Below are 19,193 nucleotides of genomic sequence, written 5' to 3'. Positions count from 1 at the left end.
TTTAATTATCCGATTTCAAATCATTTTTCGGAATACGTGTTAAATCTATTTTTTGACCATATTTTATTTCGTTATCAAGCGGATTCAGTACTAATTGCCCTCCATTTGGATGAAAAGTCATTTCTCCAAAATATAACTTGTCTTTACTCACTAAAAAATCTACTCTACAAAACGGAAATGGTGCAGCGAGCGTTTCAGCTACTTTCATCATTTCAGGTACATATTGACTCAACTTAAAATCACTGTCATCAAAACCTTTTCTGCTAATGTCAATATCGGATTTTTTTAATGTTTTATCATATAAATTGATTCGACTATTGAGGGAGGGATTGCCTTTCTCATCATTAATGTTTTGAATAACACCAAAAAACTCAACTTTCCCACCAAATACAAAAAATTTATAATCTACCAAGTCTTCATCATTTAAATACTCCTCAACAAGTATTTTCGGATTGATGTTTTTGTAATTCCATTCTCTTGAATATTTGTAATAATTATCTTTCAAAGCTCTGTTAAATCTACTTTTAGTTTGGCGAAAATCTGTTTTACCTCTCTCTACTAATTGATTAACGCCCGATGTATGATTCGTTTTTAGAAATACCTTTTCTGGCATTTGTTTAAAATCGATTTCATCAAAACTTTCAAAAGCACCTAATAACGGCGGTAATAAGTGATTAAACCCGTGCTCGATTATGTGATTTCTCATCAAAAATTTATCTGTATATTCTGTTTGTAATGGATTACGATAGTTTAATTTGAGCCAATTCATTTTGTCTATAAAACGTTCTGGATTATCCAAATTAAGTTTTATACCTGTATTGATACGAATGTTTAATTTAGTAAATTGTTCGTCACTCAAAGGCAACATCATGATACTTTTTAACTTGCTTAATTTTCTGTACAACTTCTTTGTTCTTTCTTTTAAAAATATATTCCTAATGATGATCTTGAAATTTTCCACTATTTAAACACCTCATAATTATTTTAAGTGCTTCGTTTTCAAATTATTAAATATGATAAGTTGTAAAACCATCTTAAGACTGTATGTACATAACTGAGCTAAAGCGATGACTACTATATTTTGTGAAAATGTATATAAAACCACTGAGAAAACTACAAACAACACTAAAGTAAGTGTGTCTATAATTGCTTTTCGCTTTAAAGAATAATATTTAACTAAGAAACTTCTAATGATATAATCAGCGCAAATGAGACTAAATGTAATTGTCACAAAAATATAGATGCTTTCAATGGACTCAACATAACTTGCATAAAGAATACGGATTAATATCAAACCAAAAAAGTAAGACAAAATAAAGACTACAATGCTGATTAAAGGCAGAAGTATATAAACGCTACGTTTAATATTGCTTGTCATCTCTTCCGTGTTAGCCAAATAGCTTAAAATAACAGAAGAAATCATTGTGAACGGAAACAACAACATTTTAGTCGGTAATGTTGCAATAAAAAAAATTGTGACGTTGCTAGCATCAAACAAATAATTAATGATAAACCTGTCAGAATAGTTCATTAAAGAACCTACAAAACCTGATATGATTAAAAAGACTAATGCTGAATTTTCAATACTTTTATTTCGAGCTACAATCAACTTACGAACATTTACTTTTACTAACACATATGTAAACATATTGATCACAAATTCAATCATTACAAAGAAAAACAAAACTTCTTCAATGTTATGCATATCGATAAAGAAGAGTGCAATATAGAATAAACTCAAAATCACATTAATTTTAAGTATCTTCACAAATGCTTTTTTAACTCTATAATATACGAGTAAAAACATTCGACTTGCTGTTAATAATATAAGTAAAACAAGTAAGAAGTAGGTCGAAAAGTTGATATCTGTATAGAACAATGTCGTTAAACCTATGATAGAAACAGCTAATATATAACTCAGCAGCATTTTGTAGTAACTATAGAGTTCTTTTTTTCCTTCAACTTCACTGCCAAATGTATGATAGTTTTTTTGATATAAATTCGTGAAGCTTGTATTTATAGTGATGATAACAACATTACAAATCCCATATATAATAAGAAATTCACCAAACTTGTTCTGACCTAAAGTTCTTTCAAAATTTGGGAATAAAAAAACTTGCTGAACAATAATAAACAAACCTTGTGACAAAATATTGATTAACATGTCTTTGATAAACTTCATTTTAATCACAAACCTTTGATCTTTTCATAAATTTTCTTATATTGTCCTGCCGCTTCATACCAAGAAAATTTATGTTTATCAATTTGAGCGATGTTATTTTGTATCTCTTTATAACAACTAATAACATTTAACATGTTATTAATAAGTTCATCAGCATCACTAGGTGAAACAGCATATCCAACACACCCGTCCTCAAAATAACGATCGAACCCTTCAGATTTTGTATATAACAAAGGTAAGTTTTGAGTGAGCGCTTCTAAATAAACTAGACCAAATGTTTCTGAAAAAGATACTAATGCAAAAACATCCATTCTTTTCATTATACTTTTAATTTCTTCTTTGCTTCTCTTCCCTAGTAAATGCACATGCTTATAAGAAGACAAAATTTCATAATATTTATCATCTAGAATTTCACCGATTACATATATGTTAGTCACTATGCCCAGAGTTTTATCATTCAGATGTTTAGCTAAGAATTCTATATTTTTATTTTTCATTACTCTGCTGACACATAAAATGTTAAGTTGTGTTGATAATTTCTTTTTTTCCAGGCTTTGATTGTTTATCCAAAAATGATTGATGCCATTAGGTATGATCACTATTTTCTTGCTTATTTCTTCTATTTCAGATGAGCGCTTAAACAATGCTTTAATCGTTTTATCCTTATACGACTCAGATAAGAAAATAATTGTGTGCGCATGTTTAAGAATTCTACGCCCTAAAGGTAGTAAATGTTTATAAAATCGTATAAAAAAATTCAAGTCTGTATTTCGAACTGTTACCACATAAGGTTTATCTGACTTGTAAGCAACATAACCGTCAGTGAAGAGCGTATGCGCATGAACGATATCATATTTTGCTATATTTAAGTTCAATGTCTCAATCCATTTTTTTATCTTCTTCTGCTTACCAAAATAAAATAGTCTATCTTTACTTTTTAAAAATTGTTTGTGATAGACATTTCTAAGATTTAATTTGTGAATACAATGTTTCTCATCATTCACTTTTCTTGGCATAATCACTTCATTTCTGACATCTAATAATTCAAGATGATTCAACAACTCGCTATGTAAGCGCGAATGCATGTAATTTGAATTAATATGAAGAACTCGCATATTTCCCTCCTGAATTTTTAAAGAGACCAATACGAAATACGATTAGTTTCATATTTTTTAAACCTATTTTTTAAATCAAAAATTATTGCCTCTGATGCTAACAAATCGATAAATTTCTTGTCTTCTATTCTCTTGAAATAGTCGTGATCTACAGCATATATCATGACGTCAACATCCTCGTTTGTACTTTCAATGGTTGTAGTATTAAATTTCAAACCACAGTCTTTAAAATTTTCAATAAATGGATCAATGACTTTAGGTATAATATCAAAATCATTCAATTCTTTAATAACTTCTATCACTTTTGAATTTCTAAAATCAGGGGTATTTTCTTTAAATGTGAGCCCATAAATAACTATATTACTCTCTCTGTTCTTGCCCTTTTTCATTATTTCTTTAATTAAATTCCTCACTACAAAACTAGGCATATAATTATTTATATTTCGACCTGTGGAGATAATTTGAGAATGATACCCAAGGTTTTCTGCTTGATAAATAAAATAATAAGGGTCTACACCGATGCAATGACCTCCTACCAATCCAGGATAAAATCCTAAAGCGTTCCACTTCGTATTCATAGCTTCTATGACTTCAAATGTATTAATCCCCATTAAATCAAAAACTTGTGATAACTCATTCATAAAAGCTATATTAATATCTCGCTGGCTATTTTCAACTACTTTGGCGCTCTCTGCTACTTTAATTGAGGAAGCTTTATGCACACCTGCTTTAATCACTTTTCCATATATTTCAGCTATAGTATCTAAAGCTTCTTGATCTATGCCAGATACGATTTTTATAATGTTTTCAACTGTATTTGTACGGTCACCTGGATTGATGCGCTCAGGGGAATAACCCACTTTAAAATCATCACGTACTTTTATATTAGATATTTTTTCTAGGAGCGGTACACATATATCTTCTGTTACACCAGGGTAAACTGTTGATTCATAAATAATGTAATCGCCTTTTTTCAAATACTTTCCAACTAATTTAGTCGCATTCTCTATAGGGGACAAATTAGGCGTATTATCTTGATTGATTGGTGTAGGTACAGTAATAATGAAAAAATTAACATCATGTAAGTCTTCTTCATTTGAAGAGAAGATTAAAGTTGAATTTTTTAAAACTTCTTCTCCAACTTCTCCAGTAGGATCAATGTGATTTTGATATTTTTTGATTTTTTCTTTATCAATATCAAAACCAATAACAGGGTAATGTTTTGCGAACGCAATTGCTAACGGCATACCTACATATCCCATTCCAATTACTCCAATTTTCATATCACTCATGTTTATCTCTCCTTTCATACTTTGGTCCATCTATCATTCGCTATATCTAAAATTTCTTCCTTAGAAAAGTCCGTTTTTAAAACTTCAATGATATATGCCATGTCACCCTTATCAACCTTACTCACTTTCCCTCTATATATTTTTTCATAGACTTGTTCGGGATGGATTTCATCTTCATTGAGCAATTCTTCATACAGTTTCTCGCCTGGACGAATGCCCGAAAATTCAATACCAATGTCTTCTTCCCTTTTACCACTCAAACGGATGAGATTTTTGGCAAGATCAACAATTTTGACGGGTTCTCCCATATCGAGTACGAACACCTCGCCACCTTCTGCGAGCGCCCCTGCCTGTAAGACGAGACGTGAAGCTTCAGGAATCGTCATAAAGTAACGTGTCATCTCAGGATGTGTGACAGTCACAGGACCACCTGCTTCAATTTGTTTTTTAAATAATGGAATAACTGATCCACGAGAACCAAGTACATTGCCAAAACGTACAGCAACAAAGTCTGTGTCACTACTCGCATCGTTTAAGCTTTGGATAATCATTTCAGCCACTCTTTTACTTGCGCCCATGACATTTGGCGGATTGACCGCTTTATCAGTCGAAATCATGACGAATTTGCACACTTTGGCGTGTTTTGCAGCTTCCGCAGTATTTTTCGTCCCAATAATATTATTTTTCACCGCTTCTTCTGGGTTATATTCCATGAGTGGGACGTGCTTATGTGCAGCCGCATGATAGACGATAAACGGTTGATACATTGTCATCACTTGAAACATACGTTCACGGTCTTGAATATCTGCAATGACAGGAACGATGTCGATCAACCCTTTATACATATCGCTTAACTCTTGATGAATGAGATAAATACTATTTTCACCGTGGCCAACAAGTATGATGCGTTTCGGCTTAAATTTACATACTTGGCGACATATTTCTGAACCAATCGAACCACCCGCCCCTGTCACTAATATCGTTTGATTCGTCAACTCTTTAGAAATCATATTCATATCGAGTTCCACAGGGTCCCGTCCGAGTAAGTCTTCTACTGACACTTTTTTAAGTTGACTTACCTCAACCTCACCCGTCATGACATTTTCAATATTAGGCATTTTTAAAACTTCAATATTCAAGTTACCAGTCAATGCGCTAATGTCTTTCAATCGTGCTACAGGCAACGTTGGAATTGCTATAATGATTTTTTGTATTTTATAGCGCTTCACGAGCTCCGGAATATCATCAATCGTGCCTTCTACTTTAACATTCGTCGATAATGTCATATTCTGCTTGTTCGGATCGTCATCCACAATCGCAACCGGCTCCATCCCCATATAAGGACTATTCGCCATCTGACGCATGAGTAATAAGCCACCTCGCCCCGCACCAATGACGAGTGTAGGAATCTTCTTATAGTCACTCTTGATGAATGCACGTCGGTAAACTCTCCACGATAACCTTGAACCGCCAATTAAAATTAAATGCATCATCCAAGTGATTAAATATAATCTGACAAACATACTGCCGTTCATCAAAACGAAAACAATCACCATCGTCGTAATAATGGCGGATGTGACCGATTTGACAATCAGTAATAATTCCGTCACGCTCGCGTACTCCCACGCACGATGATAAATGTTGAAAATATAAGCAAAAATATGATGTGTCACTAATAATGATATGGACGAAAATATTAATAAGTTTGTCGAATAGTTTTGAAAATAAGGTTCCAAAATGTAATAACCGAGAAAGACTGAAAATGTAACAATGAACGAATCGACTAGTATGAGTAGAGCTAATCTCTGTTTCACCGTTAATTTTGACACCTACATCACCCACTTGTTCAAATTAGACCAAAGAATTTTTTATGTTTTGTCGGTTTTAACGGTCTCTCTAGTTTCATGTCGATATTGTTAACCATTGTGCTTCCGTTATCAATCAAGTGCTGTATCGTTTCTTTATAAGGTCTGAGCTTGCTTTCTTCTATTAACGTTTGTAATTGAAAGGGTCTTTCCCCTGTTGAATGTGCATCAGATGCAATCACATGAGCTAAATGACATGTGATAAACTGTAATGACAGTTTTTGAATATTTTTGCCAAATGTGCCTAAAAGTGAGCCCGCTGTCAGTTGACTCAATGCACCATTTTGAATCAACTCATACAAGATTTCCGGATTTTTGACAATGGCTTTATTACGCTCTGGATGCGCAATGACCGGAATGTAACCTCGCCGTTGTAATTCAAAAAGTAATGGCTTTGTATAATGCGGTACTTCACGAGATGGCAATTCAATCAATACATATTTGGAATGATTCAATCCCATCACAGTGCCCTTTTCAATCCCTTGAATGATATCAGCAGAAATTCGAATTTCTTGTCCTGGATATAATGCAATCCCTAACTTTTGAATTTCTGGATGACTTTTCATCTTTTCAAGTTTTTCCATCACCACACTTGCTTCGTTATGAAAGCGCGGATTGAGATGATGGGGTGTTGCGACTATGCCCGTCACGCCTTGCGTAGCCGCCTGTTGCATCAATGCGATCATATCTGTGTCGGTTTGGGGGCCATCATCAACACCCATTAAGATATGATTGTGGATATCGATCACTGTTTCTCATCTCCGTAGTAAGCATAGTATCCTGAATCTTTGTCGGCTTTGACTTTATTCAGAACGACACCTAAAATTTTTGTATTTGCTTTTTCTAATTCTTTTTGACCTTTTATCACATGATTGCGATTATTTTTTTCAACATCCACGACATAAATCGCGTGGCCCGAAGTTTTCGCATACAATTGTGCATCGGTGACTGAATTAATCGGCGGTGTATCAATCACAATAAAGTCATAGCTGTTTAATAAATGTTGATATAAGTTTTGGAAAGCTTGTGATGCGATAAGCTCTGAAGGATTGGGAGGGATGGGTCCTGAAGTAATTACGTCTAATCCTTCTATCTCTGTCTGTTGGATAGTTTGTTCATAGTCGCCCCAGTTCATCAAAATACTCGATAAACCTTTGTTGTTTGGTAAATTAAAAATGTAATGTTGTGTGGGTTTACGCATATCGCCATCAATCAATAATGTTCGATAATTCGCTTGTGCATAAGTCACTGCTAAATTGGATGACACAGTCGATTTGCCTGACAACGGTGAAGATGACGTAACGATAACACTTTTAATCGGTGCATCTACCCCCGCAAACATAATATTGGAACGAATGCCCCGAAATTTTTCACTCACTGGTGATTTCGGTCGATGATGTACAATCAACTGTTCTTCTGCGGTTTTGATTTTAGATTTCGCCATAATACCCCTACTTTCGCCTTAATATTTCTCTATGGATCCGAGTACCGGAAGTTTGAGATATTCTTCCACATCTTGTTCTGTCTTAATGCGTTTATCTAACATCTCTTTTATGAAAATAATCAAAATTGCGATAACAATTCCGAGTAACACCCCTATGACTATATTCATTGCTGTTTTAGGAGACACTTTTTCAGCATTGTCATCCGCTTTTGAAAGAATAGACACATTATCAACATTCATAATATCTGGCATTTTTTCGGCATACACATTCGCAATGGTGTTTGCGATATTTTCCGCTTCACTTGGCGATGTGTTCGTCACACTAATATTAATCACTTGAGACTCAGCGGTATTCGTCACATTGACCATTTCGCTTAAATCATCGTAGTTATATCGGTGATGATATTTTTTCGCCACTTCCTCGAGTATTCTAGGACTTTTCAAAATTTCTGAATATGTATTAACGAGTTCCAAGTTATTTTGGACAACTTGCGGATTAAAATCGCTATTGTTGTGATTTTGATTCACTAAAATTTGCGTTGATGCCTCATATTGCGGCTTTATTACCCAAAATGTTAATACTATCGATACAATCAAAAAGATAATAGGCAAAATAATCAGTAATTTCAAATTTCGTTTGAGTATCCTTAAAAGGTGACCTAAATCGATTGTCTCTTCCATGGTTCTCCTCCCAATTACATACAAATTTCAATTTCATGTTTTTTCGCTACACTTATTTAGTTATAAATCTCTTTAATTTTGAAATTTAACTTTCTTTTTCATCATACACCTTAGTCTTATTTTATTCTATAAATATATACAATTTTTCTTCAAATATGACTTAGTTGTGAATTAAGAAATTTATTAGTTAAATATTTTCTATTTTTAGACGTAATAATTGTATAATCTTGTTTTTTAATAAAGATATAGTGGTGTGTAATATTTTATTTCTAATAAAAACCGAAACCAAACATGGTAAATAGCAATATTTATAAGGTGTTGGACGGACAGCTCTCACAAATTAAAACACCCTTTTCCATGTTGGTGATGGCCAAAATGTAAAGGGTGTCTTCTCTATCAATCACTATTTTTGAATTATATTTGAAATATTTTTGTTATCAAATGAATTAAAATATCACGCTTAATGTAATGGGCATGTTGGCATTGCTCTGACATTCTTTGTTCAAACGCACGAGGGTCATCGCCAATTTCGTCTAGAATTTTATTCAATTTCTTATATTCATGAACAGGAAAAATATGATTCGGTGAAGTCAACGGACGATGATGTGCCGTTTCATCATATGCCAAAATAAGCTGTTGATGATGAAAAGCACGCGAAATCGCATTTTCTACTTCATTTCCACGGTTAATATCGAGATAAATATCACATCGCTGATACAATTGTGCGATTGTGTCTTTGTTTGCTGTTGGATATAACTTCACATGCGAAAACTGCTCAAAAGCCATTAACTTCGATGACATTTCAGTCCGTGCAGCAATGTGAAACTGCCATTCTGGGTGTGCCGAGACAATATCTTTTAAGTGAGGAATATCATCTGAATTCGTTAATGTTAAGACGTGCTTCGTATGTTGATTCGTTTTGTTGAATGGATATAAGTAACCAGCTTCGTGCACATGCCCTGCTTGTTGGGGGGATAGTTGCGCCACAATTTTCTCATACTCTTCTTTATTAGGAATCATCACGGAGAAGTGTTGGCTTTGTTCTTGATTCAAAAGCGTCAACATATTGCCTGGGACGTGACCTTGACTCTCTTCTTGCCAAAACAATACACCCCGACCATTCAAATTCATATGATAGAGCACTAAAAATGGTGTCGATAATGAATTAATGACGATATCGCTTAACTCAAGTTGCATCTGTTGTAGGTAAAAAGTGATAAACGCGACTTTTGAATCAAAGAAATAGGTTTGACCTTGCCAGTCCAATACGTAATCGCCTGTGACGTAATTTTCGTAAATGATTTCTTTCTTATCTCGTGTCACATACTTTTTGAAAATAGTTGTTCCTGCTAAGTCATAAATCGTTTCAGCAAATTTAAAGCCTCTGTCTGTATAGTGGTCAATCGAACGTAATCGGCCACTCTGATCAAACCAACGCACGTGACTCACAATTCTCGTTTTATAATTCGGGCGATAAATGATTTCACCACGTGTTTGTCCCATATTTTTAATTTTGGCAATATGGGCGTCGCCTACAATTTCCCAATATGGCGGAATGTCAACATCATTAAAAAATTTCGGCTGGTCGTCTTCGTATAATCGATTCGCCGCAAAAAACTGGTAAGGCGAGGTAACATTTTCTGGTAAAAAGCCATCATCTTCCATACAAATTGTGAAGTTTTGATAACCTGCTTGAATCAGTGTTTGGTGTAATAATTGTGTCGGTTCGTGATAATATTCAAATAAGTTAATCATAGCGCACCTCTTCCAATAAGTTTTGCCATTTCTTCACAATTTCAGTAGTTTCAAAATGTTTCGCAATCGCATAGGACGTTTCGTGTGGGGATTTAGGTCCGTGCTGAAAATATTGAACAATTTTATCGGCCATACGATCAGTTATTGCGTCTATCGTTTCATTCGTTGCTAACGTATCAAGTAAATAACCGTTTTGACCGTCATGAATAAATGTTGGATTACCATAATTAACATTAAAACCAATCATACCGAGCCCCGAACCGACTGCTTCCATTAAAGTTAAACCGAAACCCTCACTTTGCGATGCCGACACAAACAATTCATATTGCGCGTAAATATGTGTTAAGTCGACATGTCCTTTAAAATGAATATAATTTTCAGCGTTGTGTTCTTGAATTACTTTTTGGATACGTTCATGTTCAGGGCCGTAACCATAAATATCAAACTGAAGCTCTGGCACGTGCTTTTTTGCTTTAATGACAGCGCGTGCAATCCAATCGACATGTTTTTCCGATGCTAGCCTTGAAGCTGTAATGATTGTATAAGGTGTTCTATCTTTTGTTGGATATGTTAACTGCTTCAAACTCCCGACCGGAATCGTATAAATACGTGGGTCGTCCGCGGTATATTGACGAAACTGTTCTGTTAAAGTGGTGTTCTGCAATTCAGTTGCAACGATATAAAAATCAATAAATTTCGCATTTTTAAACTGATATTCATAATAGTTGTTCCATAAAATATGTGCCCCATCAGTCGCATTTTCACTGAAATGTTCGGCATGGATGACGACACCTACACGACTCTGTTGTTTGTTTTGAAGGACGGCTTGACCGATATGAGAAGCACGGTCTAAAAGGATGATATCGTCTGATGTTAAATTTAATTTTTGAATGAAATAGGCTACAAGTTCTTCTTTACTGTATAAAATAGCGTCCTGAAAGTGGTACATGCACATATCTCCATCAATGATTTCTTGGTACGCCACGGTGCCGTCTTCATTGTAAAATTGGCGCATATACAGTTTGGCCCGTTGCTCACTCGGGGCATAATACTCTGAAAATGTCCGCACATAGCTGTAAAAATCTTTTCGTATAAGCTTTCCGTTAACTACAAATTCAGCACGATCGACATAAGGCTCACCTTCATTTTTTAAATAGCACGTCACAAATGTTTGTGATGGATGATGAAAATATAGTCGCTGAATTTTACCCATGTCTTCAACGTACATCACCGGTTGACCGAGTTCATTTTGTAGATCTTGAAGCGTATATGTCGTTGGCGCAATAGGAATATCTGTGAAATATTGATAGAGCCAAATGATTTCCTCGTCTTTAAAACCTAGATTGTCGGTTAATGTTTGAATATTTTCAGAAGCGATAAAGTCCAAAAATATAAATTTCGCATTCTCATTGCAAAGACGCAACAGTTGAGCACGATAACTTTGGGCGTATTCCACACCACTACTCGCCCAACCAATGCCAAAATTAATATTATAAATTGTCATACCGCACCTCCTTATTAAGGAAAATGAATCGTTAAGTCTCCATTTTTTTGTTGATCCACCATACTTAAACAGACGTTTCTAATCATACGATGCTTGATTTCCCACAACATACGATTGAATGACTCTAAGGCGACTTTATGATATTCAAACATCGCGTTACGTTGTCCTTTTTGGCGTTGATTGACATTCGCTTTTAATTGCTGCAAGTAGTCCACTTGTTCAATCCATGCTGTGTCGATCGCTTTAAGAACAGCTTTACGTAAAAATTGTTGAAACAGGGCATCATCGTTAATTTTCTGTTTGTTTTTCGCGAATTGCTGCTTAAACTGCGCCATTAATAAAGCCATCACCGCTGTCTCATGCGTTGTCGCACCTTTAACCTCAACATCTACAGCACTAAAACTCAAATTTTGATAAATATATTGCGAAATATCAGAAGAAGTTACAGTGCCCGACGTCTTAAAATGGTGATGAAATACATCTCGTGCTATCTGTTCAAAATTAAGCGTCTCCATCTGTGTACTTTCTAAAATCCGATTCCGCTCACGATAAACGAGTTGACGTTGGATGCTCATACTTTTTTCGAACTCATTTGCCGATGCTCTTAATTTCATTCCTTGTTCTTCTGCAACACGTTGGGCTTTAGTTACAATCCGTGTCACTTGATGTCGAAAGAGCAGACTTTCAGTTAAATCATTGTGATCCTGTGACATTAATCTCTCATTTTTTGTTAATTTGGCATCACTCCAACGTTCAACTAAATCATCATCAAGCGAGATAAATATTTGCGACTGTCCTGGATCACCTTGTCGTCCTGCACGCCCTCTCAACTGTCTATCGATACGACTATTTTCCATATGTTCATGCACCAATACCGTTAAGCCACCAAGTGCATAGACTTCCGACGCTAATTTAATATCTGTCCCTCTTCCTGCCATACTCGTCGCTACAGTCACTGCACTCAACTGACCCGCTTCAGCAATCATTTGAGATTCTTTAGCGACATTTTGTGCAATGAGCAAGTTATTAGGAATGTGCAAATTAAACAACGCATTTGAGAAATATTCTGCCGCTTCAGCTGTTCTTGTAATGAGCAACACAGGCTTTTTTTGTGCATGTAACTGAGTCACTTCTGTTAATATTGCACTGTTTTTATCATGAATATTCACAAACACACGATCTGGAAGGTCTTCACGAATGACAGGATGCGCAGTTGGAATTTGAACTACGATTTTCGAATACAACTCAAAAAATTCCTTCTCTGCCAGTTTTCCCGTCGCTGTCATACCAGAAAAACGCTCGAACTGCATAAATAAATTTTGGAAGGTAATCGTCGCCATCACACTCATATCGTTGGAAATGTCCAAGTTTTCTTTCGCCTCTAAAGCTTGATTGAGCCCCGCTTGCATTTTCGTCCCAGGCAACATCCGCCCTGTAATACGGTCAATCAACATAATTTCACCATCCAAGACGATATAATCTAAATTCACATCCAACAAATAGATTGCGCGTAAAGATAAATGAATCACGCGAACAAGGTCAAAATTTGAACTGTCGTATATATTTGTGACGTTAAAATACACATTCGCTTTCTCAATACCTTGTTCGGTCAACCAAATGTCTCGCTTCGTCTTTTTCATTTTAAAATCCTGATCTGCTTTGAGCGTCGCAACAAACGCTTTGACGACATCAAACAAATTGGACTGAACACGTGGCGCACCAGAAATGACGAGCGGAGTTTGTGCCGTATCTAAAATAATCGAGTCCACTTCATCGATAATCGCATAATACAATTCAGGCAAAAACTTACTTTCCAACGTATCAGCTAAGTTATCGATTAAATAATCAAACCCTAAATGACCATTCGTCGTATAAATGATGTCATGTTGATAAAGATTTTGCTTTTCTATATTACTTACGGGATTGTCTGCATTTTCTACAAAACCAAGTGAGACCGATAAGCCTAACCAGTTGTATAACGACTTCATTTCTAAATAGTCTCGCTCTGCTAAATAATCATTCGTCGTAATTAAAAATACAGACTTCCCCGCTAATGCATTTAAATATAACGGCATCGTTGCAGTTAACGTTTTCCCTTCGCCCGTCTGCATCTCAGCAATATTTCCTTGATGCATCACAATCGCGCCGAGCACCTGAACATCTTTGTGGTACATACCTAAAACACGACGTGACGCTTCTCTTACAACAGCATAAGCTTCAGGTAATAGGTCGTTTAAAGTCACTTGATGCGCACGTAACTGCCGTTGAAATTCAATAGTCTTCTGTTGTAGTTCTACATCTGAATATTGGGCCATCCGTTCACTGTAATGATTCACTTGTTTCAACATTTTATTTAATTTCTTGAGACGCATACGATTGATAGTTGTATTAAGATTAAGACGCATGGTCACCCCCCTTTCTAAAACGAATTCGCATTTTGCAGTGCACGTGTCCGTTGAATGATATAATTCACTTGTTTTACCATGTCGTCATAGCAAGCAAGTGTGGGCTGGATGTCGTCATTAAGCTGTACTTCTGTTAATACAATACGTTTAAACGTCAGACGATGACACGATGCATTCACCATTCGAATATCATAGCGATATGCCTCTTTCGGATATTCGAACTCTTTTGGACCATGATTCATCATTAACTGCTTGATTGTCGTGTCGTTTTTTCTATAAAAGGTAAGAATGAAATAGACACTCTCTACAGGATGTGCCTCTACTTCAAACATCAGGCGATACTGGCACCCTCTCTTTAAAATAGGGAGATTCGGTGTACAGCCGTCTTTATCAAATTGTGTCGTCATCGTCCATAAATGAATTTGTAACCCTGACGGCATCAGTTGATTCTCAAAATAAGTCCCGTTTGTATGAAATTGAATCCGAGAGCCGTGTTGATACGTTTCTTTATTCGTATTGCGCCATAAAATCGGCATCGCATGTTTAGTTTGCATGAACATCTCTCCCAAAATGGTCTTTCAATAAAATGTAATAAAAGTTCATAAACCAATTCACTACAGTGGCCGTGTCATCATTATGTCGACCAGGTACCGCTTTATTCATTAAATGGACATGTTGACGACTAAGTACAGGGAGTAAATCGTGAAACGCAGAATGGTCGTAATCATCATGCTCCATGTAAGTCATTGCTACAGAGGTGTGATACAAGTCACTATTTGTAAATACATCCCAAAATTTCTGATTCAGCTTAGACATACGTGTGTCAGGGTCAACCACTTCAGACTGGTGGGCAAGCGCAATATCCAATGATGTTTCAAAATCTTGTGGCCGTAACAACTTCATATTTTGCGCAATGGTCCCGATATTCACGAGTGGCTTTCCAACATTGATTGCTTTCGGATGTAGTTGTGCACCGTAATATAACGCACCAAACGACCCCATTGATAAACCAGAAAAAATACACGCATCGTAGCTAAATCCGAGTATTTCCAAAGTTTGTTGGATGACTTGTTTAATACCATTTTCAAATGTGGTCGATCCTAAATAAAACGCACCGCCTTGAATACGCGGGTCACTGATGAGTAGAAACGGCGCGTCAAGTTGTTGCATTAAATAATACGCTTCGAACCCTTCTGCCTCACGATAACCACTAAAATATACATTTAATGGGGGTTTAAAGTCACCAGGATGAAAGTAGTAGAAAAATTCCTCTCGCCTTTCATCCACAAAACGCTCACCCCCTAATAACAACTGTCCAAATTCAATGCGTGACAAGCGCTTATGTATGGCTCCAATATGCACGACACCACTGTAACGCGCCCTTACCGCAACAGCAATATATGCGGTATACGGTCGTCGTGTTAAGTAGAGCGGTTGCGCCAACGCTTGTTCGTTTAAAGTGATTGTCTCTAACACCCCTTCTTCAGGGTTTAACGACAACAAACGGACAACATATTCAAGCTCAACGTCTCCTTCTGTATAAAACTCAGGCCATATTTCAATGACTTTATCACGGTCATATACTAAATTCTTACGCCAACTGAGCAACGGACGAAATGTATCACCAAAATCTCCTTCGCACTGGACTTCTTTATGGCCATAATACGTCACGTTAACTGCGTCAGACGTATGCATGTGCGTATGTGCTGGACTGACTTTATCGCCATATTGCCCGGGAAATGAAAGTGCCAATAATTTATCGTGTAACGCCTCTTCATCAGCGTAGTGAATCGGTCGAACGTCATACTTTTTTACTACTTCTAACGCCTTGTATCCCGTTTGCCAATAATGATAATCCACGAGCGTGTTGTATGGTGTACATACAAGGGTCAAGAGTTCACCCAATGAATCCGTACAGGGTGTTTGAATAAATACAAGATCAAATGACCCTATTGCTTCAAACAGCGCCTCAACATTTCCAACCCAATCACTGTCATTATGAAACCGTTGCGTATCCATATAATTCCATGTCACTTCAGGCTTTTGAGCGAATAAATAGTCCAAACTACGGCCACCGATTTGTAGTACATTAAACGGTCGTCCCATCGTTACCACCTTCTAAAAATTGATTCAATTGTTCAATCATATGCTCAGAACTTAATGTTTCAATCATGTTTGTATTAAATGTATAAGCCGTATTCCAATGTTTTAATGTGTTTAAAAAGTAATCGAGCGCTGAATCAAGTGCCTCGTAGCTGTCGATGATGATACCATTTTTAAAATCTGTCACATAAGGGCTTTGAATCATGTGAATTTGTGGAATGCGCACACTTATACTCGCAATTTGGACATATAAATCGGGTTGCTCACTCAAGTCAATGACGAGGCGTAAACGTGTCAAAGCTTTGCGCACTTCATCTTCATACGGCACAGAGTGAAGTTGAATCAATTCCTCAAATGGTATTGGCGCTTTCGCTTCAATCAACTCCGCTTTCGCTTTATCTTTCACATCTTTTTCATTATGTCTTTCATTCATTTCGTGCATGATTTGTCGAATCCAATCATCTACATCCGTCTCATCTTGTTGCGTCAATAATACGAGCCGATAAGATGGATAAGGTTGAATGTAGTCTGTGAGCTGTCGTAATACACGTTGTAAATCCTCATCCTGCATCCCGTCTATCCAAATACCAATATATGTTTCATGTAATTGACTGCTTAAATTCGACAGTTGCTGTGTTTCAAACGGCGTCATTCTTAAAATGTCAGCTTGAAGCGCATGCTGTGCTAACAAAGTCTTTAAACGCACTTCATTTTCCGACGTATCCACTAACCATTTCGAACTGTGTGTCATCGATTGAATAAAGGCATCATCTAACGCCCCATTTCGCTTACTAAAAATCGAATAGCTCACAGTGACATCAGTGGAAATACTTTGAAATATCGCATTGTGCTTGGGATGTGCGCACACAATCAACTGATCCGTTTCATTTAGATGCCGTGCACAATAGCGCTCTAAACGTTCTTGAATCAGCATTGCCATCGAATCGTACATGGGCGCCTCAAACTCTGGTTGAAACGGTGACATCACTTCCACTTGATCTGTCAGTAAATTTTCTCGCAGTATAACTTCTCCCGTTGTCGTTAAATAGTCTTGTATGTTCGCTACACCATCTGCATAATAACGAATAGCACTCAAATAACCGCGCTCATCAAAAATAAATCGTCGTTGTTGTTGGCACTGTTCAAAGTCATCGAGCCAAATTAAATAGCCATCTTGATTAAAATACACTTTGGATGTGCCACTTTCCGTTATCACTTGAATCATATACGGTGAAAATACAAATTCTGCATCATCTGGCCACGTCAAATCCTCAAATTGAAAAGAACGTGAAGGTGTATCATCAAAGCCTTGAATCTCATCAAACAATGACCAAATATCCGCTTCATACAAATCATATTTGTGTAAAAACATTCTTAAATGCGGTTGATAGCTTAAATGCAACAGTTTAAATGGCACGTCATTTTGCGCATGCATCGTCATTAAACTCATTGCGTCATCAAATTGTATCTTTCTATTCTTTACATAAAACGGCTCAGTTAACTGACACCACCATTTATCATGGTCATACCATGCTGGAACAAAATATTTCATAGCTCACTCCTTACTATATTTGTCCAAAAATGATTGATATTGATCAAAATATAAATAAGTACGTATCGTTTCGGTCACATTAATCGTCATGTAAATCATAATGACAAATTGCGTGAACACCGACAGCTCCTTTGTCATATTAGGCACCACGATAGAAGTCAGTAACGGCAAACTGATCATCAAACCTAATACACACGCACCTACCAGACTCACTTTTCTAGACATACCGTTCAAATATTTCTCTGTCGCTTTTCCTGGATAAATCCCTTCAATATAATGGCCATTTTTTTGAAATTCTCTCGCCTTTCGCTTCGTATTCAACAGCAATTTAGACAAAATATAATTCAGCACGATGAACATCACGAGAAATATCACAACGCCCGCGGAATGATTTAATTCTAAAAATTGGGGTTGATAGGTCACATTTCCTGTCGCCCATCTTCCTATCAAATGGGCAATCGTTCCTACGATGAAAAACAATGTAAAATTAAACATCATCGCAATGCTTCCGCCAGAATTAAGCTTCCACGAAATATACGTATCTTTTTGATTTGTCGTCACATTCATCATATCTTGATAAATAATGTGATACTCGATGCGCTCTATCCATACTAATAACACCAGCACGATGAACATCAACATCACACCTATAATGACTGTAGAAGTATCTAGTCGCTGAAGCTGTTGATGTTGAAAAATGGACTTGATGATACCGACAAGCACAATCGGCGTTGGACCCGCAATGCCATAAACGGTATTTTGATCTGCAAGCCACACGAGGAACATCGTCCCTGTCACTAAAATGAGCAACAACAAACCGATATGAATACCGTGGCGCGTGCCATAATACTGATTGAGCACAAAACATCCTTGAATCACGGCCAATAGTATCGTGAAAAAACGCTCTTTAAAATGACGTTCTATACGTGTTTCCAACTTTTCTTTTTCGATATTGCGATAAGTCAACAGTGCCATGATAATCATCGTTGTAAGCCACGGACCAAGCCCTAGAGAAAAAATGTTGATTGTATGTACATCACCACCCACATTCGACAGAGCTAAATCTAACAAATTATGTGGCGCATGCGTTCGTTCTTTTATCCCTGGTAAAGTCATGTGACTCCCAAACATAAAAATGACAATGACCATCAATGTGAAAAAAAGACGTTGATATAAAACTTTATATTCTTTCGTTTTAATATGCTTCAAACTTGTCAATGTTCCCATATTTTTCCTCTTTTTAATGAATTAATAAAGAAGAGGCAAAAGCCTGCATTATTTTTTAATGTTCTTTT

Annotated in this window: 15 protein-coding genes; all 15 read right to left on the bottom strand. The window is 36.3% G+C overall.

The genetic code is table 11. The features are described from left to right. Nucleotide 1 precedes the first annotated feature (1 nt). The 15 genes from CCE82_RS06360 to secY2 all read right to left on the bottom strand — a co-directional run bounded on the left by CCE82_RS06360 (nucleotide 2) and on the right by secY2 (nucleotide 19,125). Nucleotides 2-961, bottom strand: coding sequence for an ATP-grasp fold amidoligase family protein (locus CCE82_RS06360; protein WP_240507178.1), 960 nt, complete (start codon nucleotides 959-961; stop codon nucleotides 2-4). 18 nt (nucleotides 962-979) lie between these two features. Beyond that, entirely contained in the window at nucleotides 980-2,182 is a 1,203-nt protein-coding gene (locus CCE82_RS06355) for a polysaccharide biosynthesis protein (protein ID WP_086428575.1), read from the bottom strand. A 5-nt stretch (nucleotides 2,183-2,187) separates the two neighbouring features. Beyond that, nucleotides 2,188-3,297 carry a glycosyltransferase gene (locus CCE82_RS06350; RefSeq protein WP_086428574.1) on the bottom strand — a complete coding sequence of 370 codons (1,110 nt, stop codon included), beginning with the start codon at nucleotides 3,295-3,297 and terminating at the stop codon, nucleotides 2,188-2,190. 17 nt (nucleotides 3,298-3,314) lie between these two features. After that, on the bottom strand, nucleotides 3,315-4,589 hold the full coding sequence (locus tag CCE82_RS06345; protein WP_086428573.1) for a nucleotide sugar dehydrogenase: 1,275 nt from the start codon (nucleotides 4,587-4,589) through the stop codon (nucleotides 3,315-3,317). 14 nt (nucleotides 4,590-4,603) lie between these two features. Next, a complete protein-coding gene (locus tag CCE82_RS06340) occupies nucleotides 4,604-6,418 on the bottom strand; it encodes a nucleoside-diphosphate sugar epimerase/dehydratase (protein ID WP_086428572.1) in 1,815 nt (604 codons plus the stop codon). 17 nt (nucleotides 6,419-6,435) lie between these two features. Beyond that, a complete protein-coding gene (locus CCE82_RS06335) occupies nucleotides 6,436-7,203 on the bottom strand; it encodes a tyrosine-protein phosphatase (protein WP_086428571.1) in 768 nt (255 codons plus the stop codon). Further along, complete coding sequence (locus CCE82_RS06330) at nucleotides 7,200-7,898, bottom strand: polysaccharide biosynthesis tyrosine autokinase (protein ID WP_086428570.1); 699 nt, start codon at nucleotides 7,896-7,898, stop codon at nucleotides 7,200-7,202. The genes CCE82_RS06335 and CCE82_RS06330 overlap by 4 nt, the downstream gene beginning before the upstream one ends. A gap of 18 nt (nucleotides 7,899-7,916) precedes the next feature. Further along, nucleotides 7,917-8,579, bottom strand: a complete 663-nt coding sequence (locus CCE82_RS06325) for a Wzz/FepE/Etk N-terminal domain-containing protein (protein ID WP_086428569.1) — start codon at nucleotides 8,577-8,579, stop codon at nucleotides 7,917-7,919. Between the two features lie 414 nt (nucleotides 8,580-8,993). Continuing rightward, a complete protein-coding gene (gene gtfB / locus CCE82_RS06320; RefSeq protein WP_086428568.1) occupies nucleotides 8,994-10,334 on the bottom strand; it encodes an accessory Sec system glycosylation chaperone GtfB in 1,341 nt (446 codons plus the stop codon). After that, entirely contained in the window at nucleotides 10,327-11,838 is a 1,512-nt protein-coding gene (gene gtfA, locus CCE82_RS06315; RefSeq protein WP_086428567.1) for an accessory Sec system glycosyltransferase GtfA, read from the bottom strand. The genes gtfB and gtfA overlap by 8 nt, the downstream gene beginning before the upstream one ends. Before the next feature lie 14 nt (nucleotides 11,839-11,852). Continuing rightward, the gene (secA2, locus tag CCE82_RS06310; RefSeq protein ID WP_086428566.1) at nucleotides 11,853-14,243 is read right to left on the bottom strand and encodes an accessory Sec system translocase SecA2; all 2,391 of its coding nucleotides are present in this window, start codon (nucleotides 14,241-14,243) and stop codon (nucleotides 11,853-11,855) included. Nucleotides 14,244-14,257: 14 nt separating this feature from the next. After that, entirely contained in the window at nucleotides 14,258-14,797 is a 540-nt protein-coding gene (gene asp3, locus CCE82_RS06305; protein ID WP_086428565.1) for an accessory Sec system protein Asp3, read from the bottom strand. Continuing rightward, complete coding sequence (gene asp2 / locus CCE82_RS06300) at nucleotides 14,787-16,349, bottom strand: accessory Sec system protein Asp2 (protein WP_086428564.1); 1,563 nt, start codon at nucleotides 16,347-16,349, stop codon at nucleotides 14,787-14,789. Before asp2 ends, asp3 begins: the two co-directional genes overlap by 11 nt. Beyond that, the gene (gene asp1, locus CCE82_RS06295) at nucleotides 16,333-17,898 is read right to left on the bottom strand and encodes an accessory Sec system protein Asp1 (protein WP_086428563.1); all 1,566 of its coding nucleotides are present in this window, start codon (nucleotides 17,896-17,898) and stop codon (nucleotides 16,333-16,335) included. The genes asp2 and asp1 overlap by 17 nt, the downstream gene beginning before the upstream one ends. A gap of 3 nt (nucleotides 17,899-17,901) precedes the next feature. Next, nucleotides 17,902-19,125 carry an accessory Sec system protein translocase subunit SecY2 gene (gene secY2 / locus CCE82_RS06290; protein WP_086428562.1) on the bottom strand — a complete coding sequence of 408 codons (1,224 nt, stop codon included), beginning with the start codon at nucleotides 19,123-19,125 and terminating at the stop codon, nucleotides 17,902-17,904. Between the last annotated feature and the right edge of the window lie 68 nt (nucleotides 19,126-19,193).

The sequence above is a fragment of the Staphylococcus cornubiensis genome (genome assembly GCF_900183575.1).
Classification (GTDB): domain Bacteria; phylum Bacillota; class Bacilli; order Staphylococcales; family Staphylococcaceae; genus Staphylococcus; species Staphylococcus cornubiensis.
The sequence above is the reverse complement of the archived record's forward strand: the minus strand, read 5'-3'. Positions and strand labels throughout refer to the sequence as shown.

What these genes read in the sequence shown, in the direction of transcription:
- CCE82_RS06355 (WP_086428575.1), bottom strand. Translation starts at nt 2,182, where the DNA reads ATGAAGTTTATCAAAGACATGTTAATCAATATTTTGTCACAAGGTTTG.
- CCE82_RS06350 (WP_086428574.1), bottom strand. Translation starts at nt 3,297, where the DNA reads ATGCGAGTTCTTCATATTAATTCAAATTACATGCATTCGCGCTTACAT.
- CCE82_RS06345 (WP_086428573.1), bottom strand. Translation starts at nt 4,589, where the DNA reads ATGAGTGATATGAAAATTGGAGTAATTGGAATGGGATATGTAGGTATG.
- CCE82_RS06330 (WP_086428570.1), bottom strand. Translation starts at nt 7,898, where the DNA reads ATGGCGAAATCTAAAATCAAAACCGCAGAAGAACAGTTGATTGTACAT.
- CCE82_RS06325 (WP_086428569.1), bottom strand. Translation starts at nt 8,579, where the DNA reads ATGGAAGAGACAATCGATTTAGGTCACCTTTTAAGGATACTCAAACGA.
- gtfB (WP_086428568.1), bottom strand. Translation starts at nt 10,334, where the DNA reads ATGATTAACTTATTTGAATATTATCACGAACCGACACAATTATTACAC.
- gtfA (WP_086428567.1), bottom strand. Translation starts at nt 11,838, where the DNA reads ATGACAATTTATAATATTAATTTTGGCATTGGTTGGGCGAGTAGTGGT.
- secA2 (WP_086428566.1), bottom strand. Translation starts at nt 14,243, where the DNA reads ATGCGTCTTAATCTTAATACAACTATCAATCGTATGCGTCTCAAGAAA.
- asp3 (WP_086428565.1), bottom strand. Translation starts at nt 14,797, where the DNA reads ATGCAAACTAAACATGCGATGCCGATTTTATGGCGCAATACGAATAAA.
- asp2 (WP_086428564.1), bottom strand. Translation starts at nt 16,349, where the DNA reads ATGGGACGACCGTTTAATGTACTACAAATCGGTGGCCGTAGTTTGGAC.
- asp1 (WP_086428563.1), bottom strand. Translation starts at nt 17,898, where the DNA reads ATGAAATATTTTGTTCCAGCATGGTATGACCATGATAAATGGTGGTGT.
- secY2 (WP_086428562.1), bottom strand. Translation starts at nt 19,125, where the DNA reads ATGGGAACATTGACAAGTTTGAAGCATATTAAAACGAAAGAATATAAA.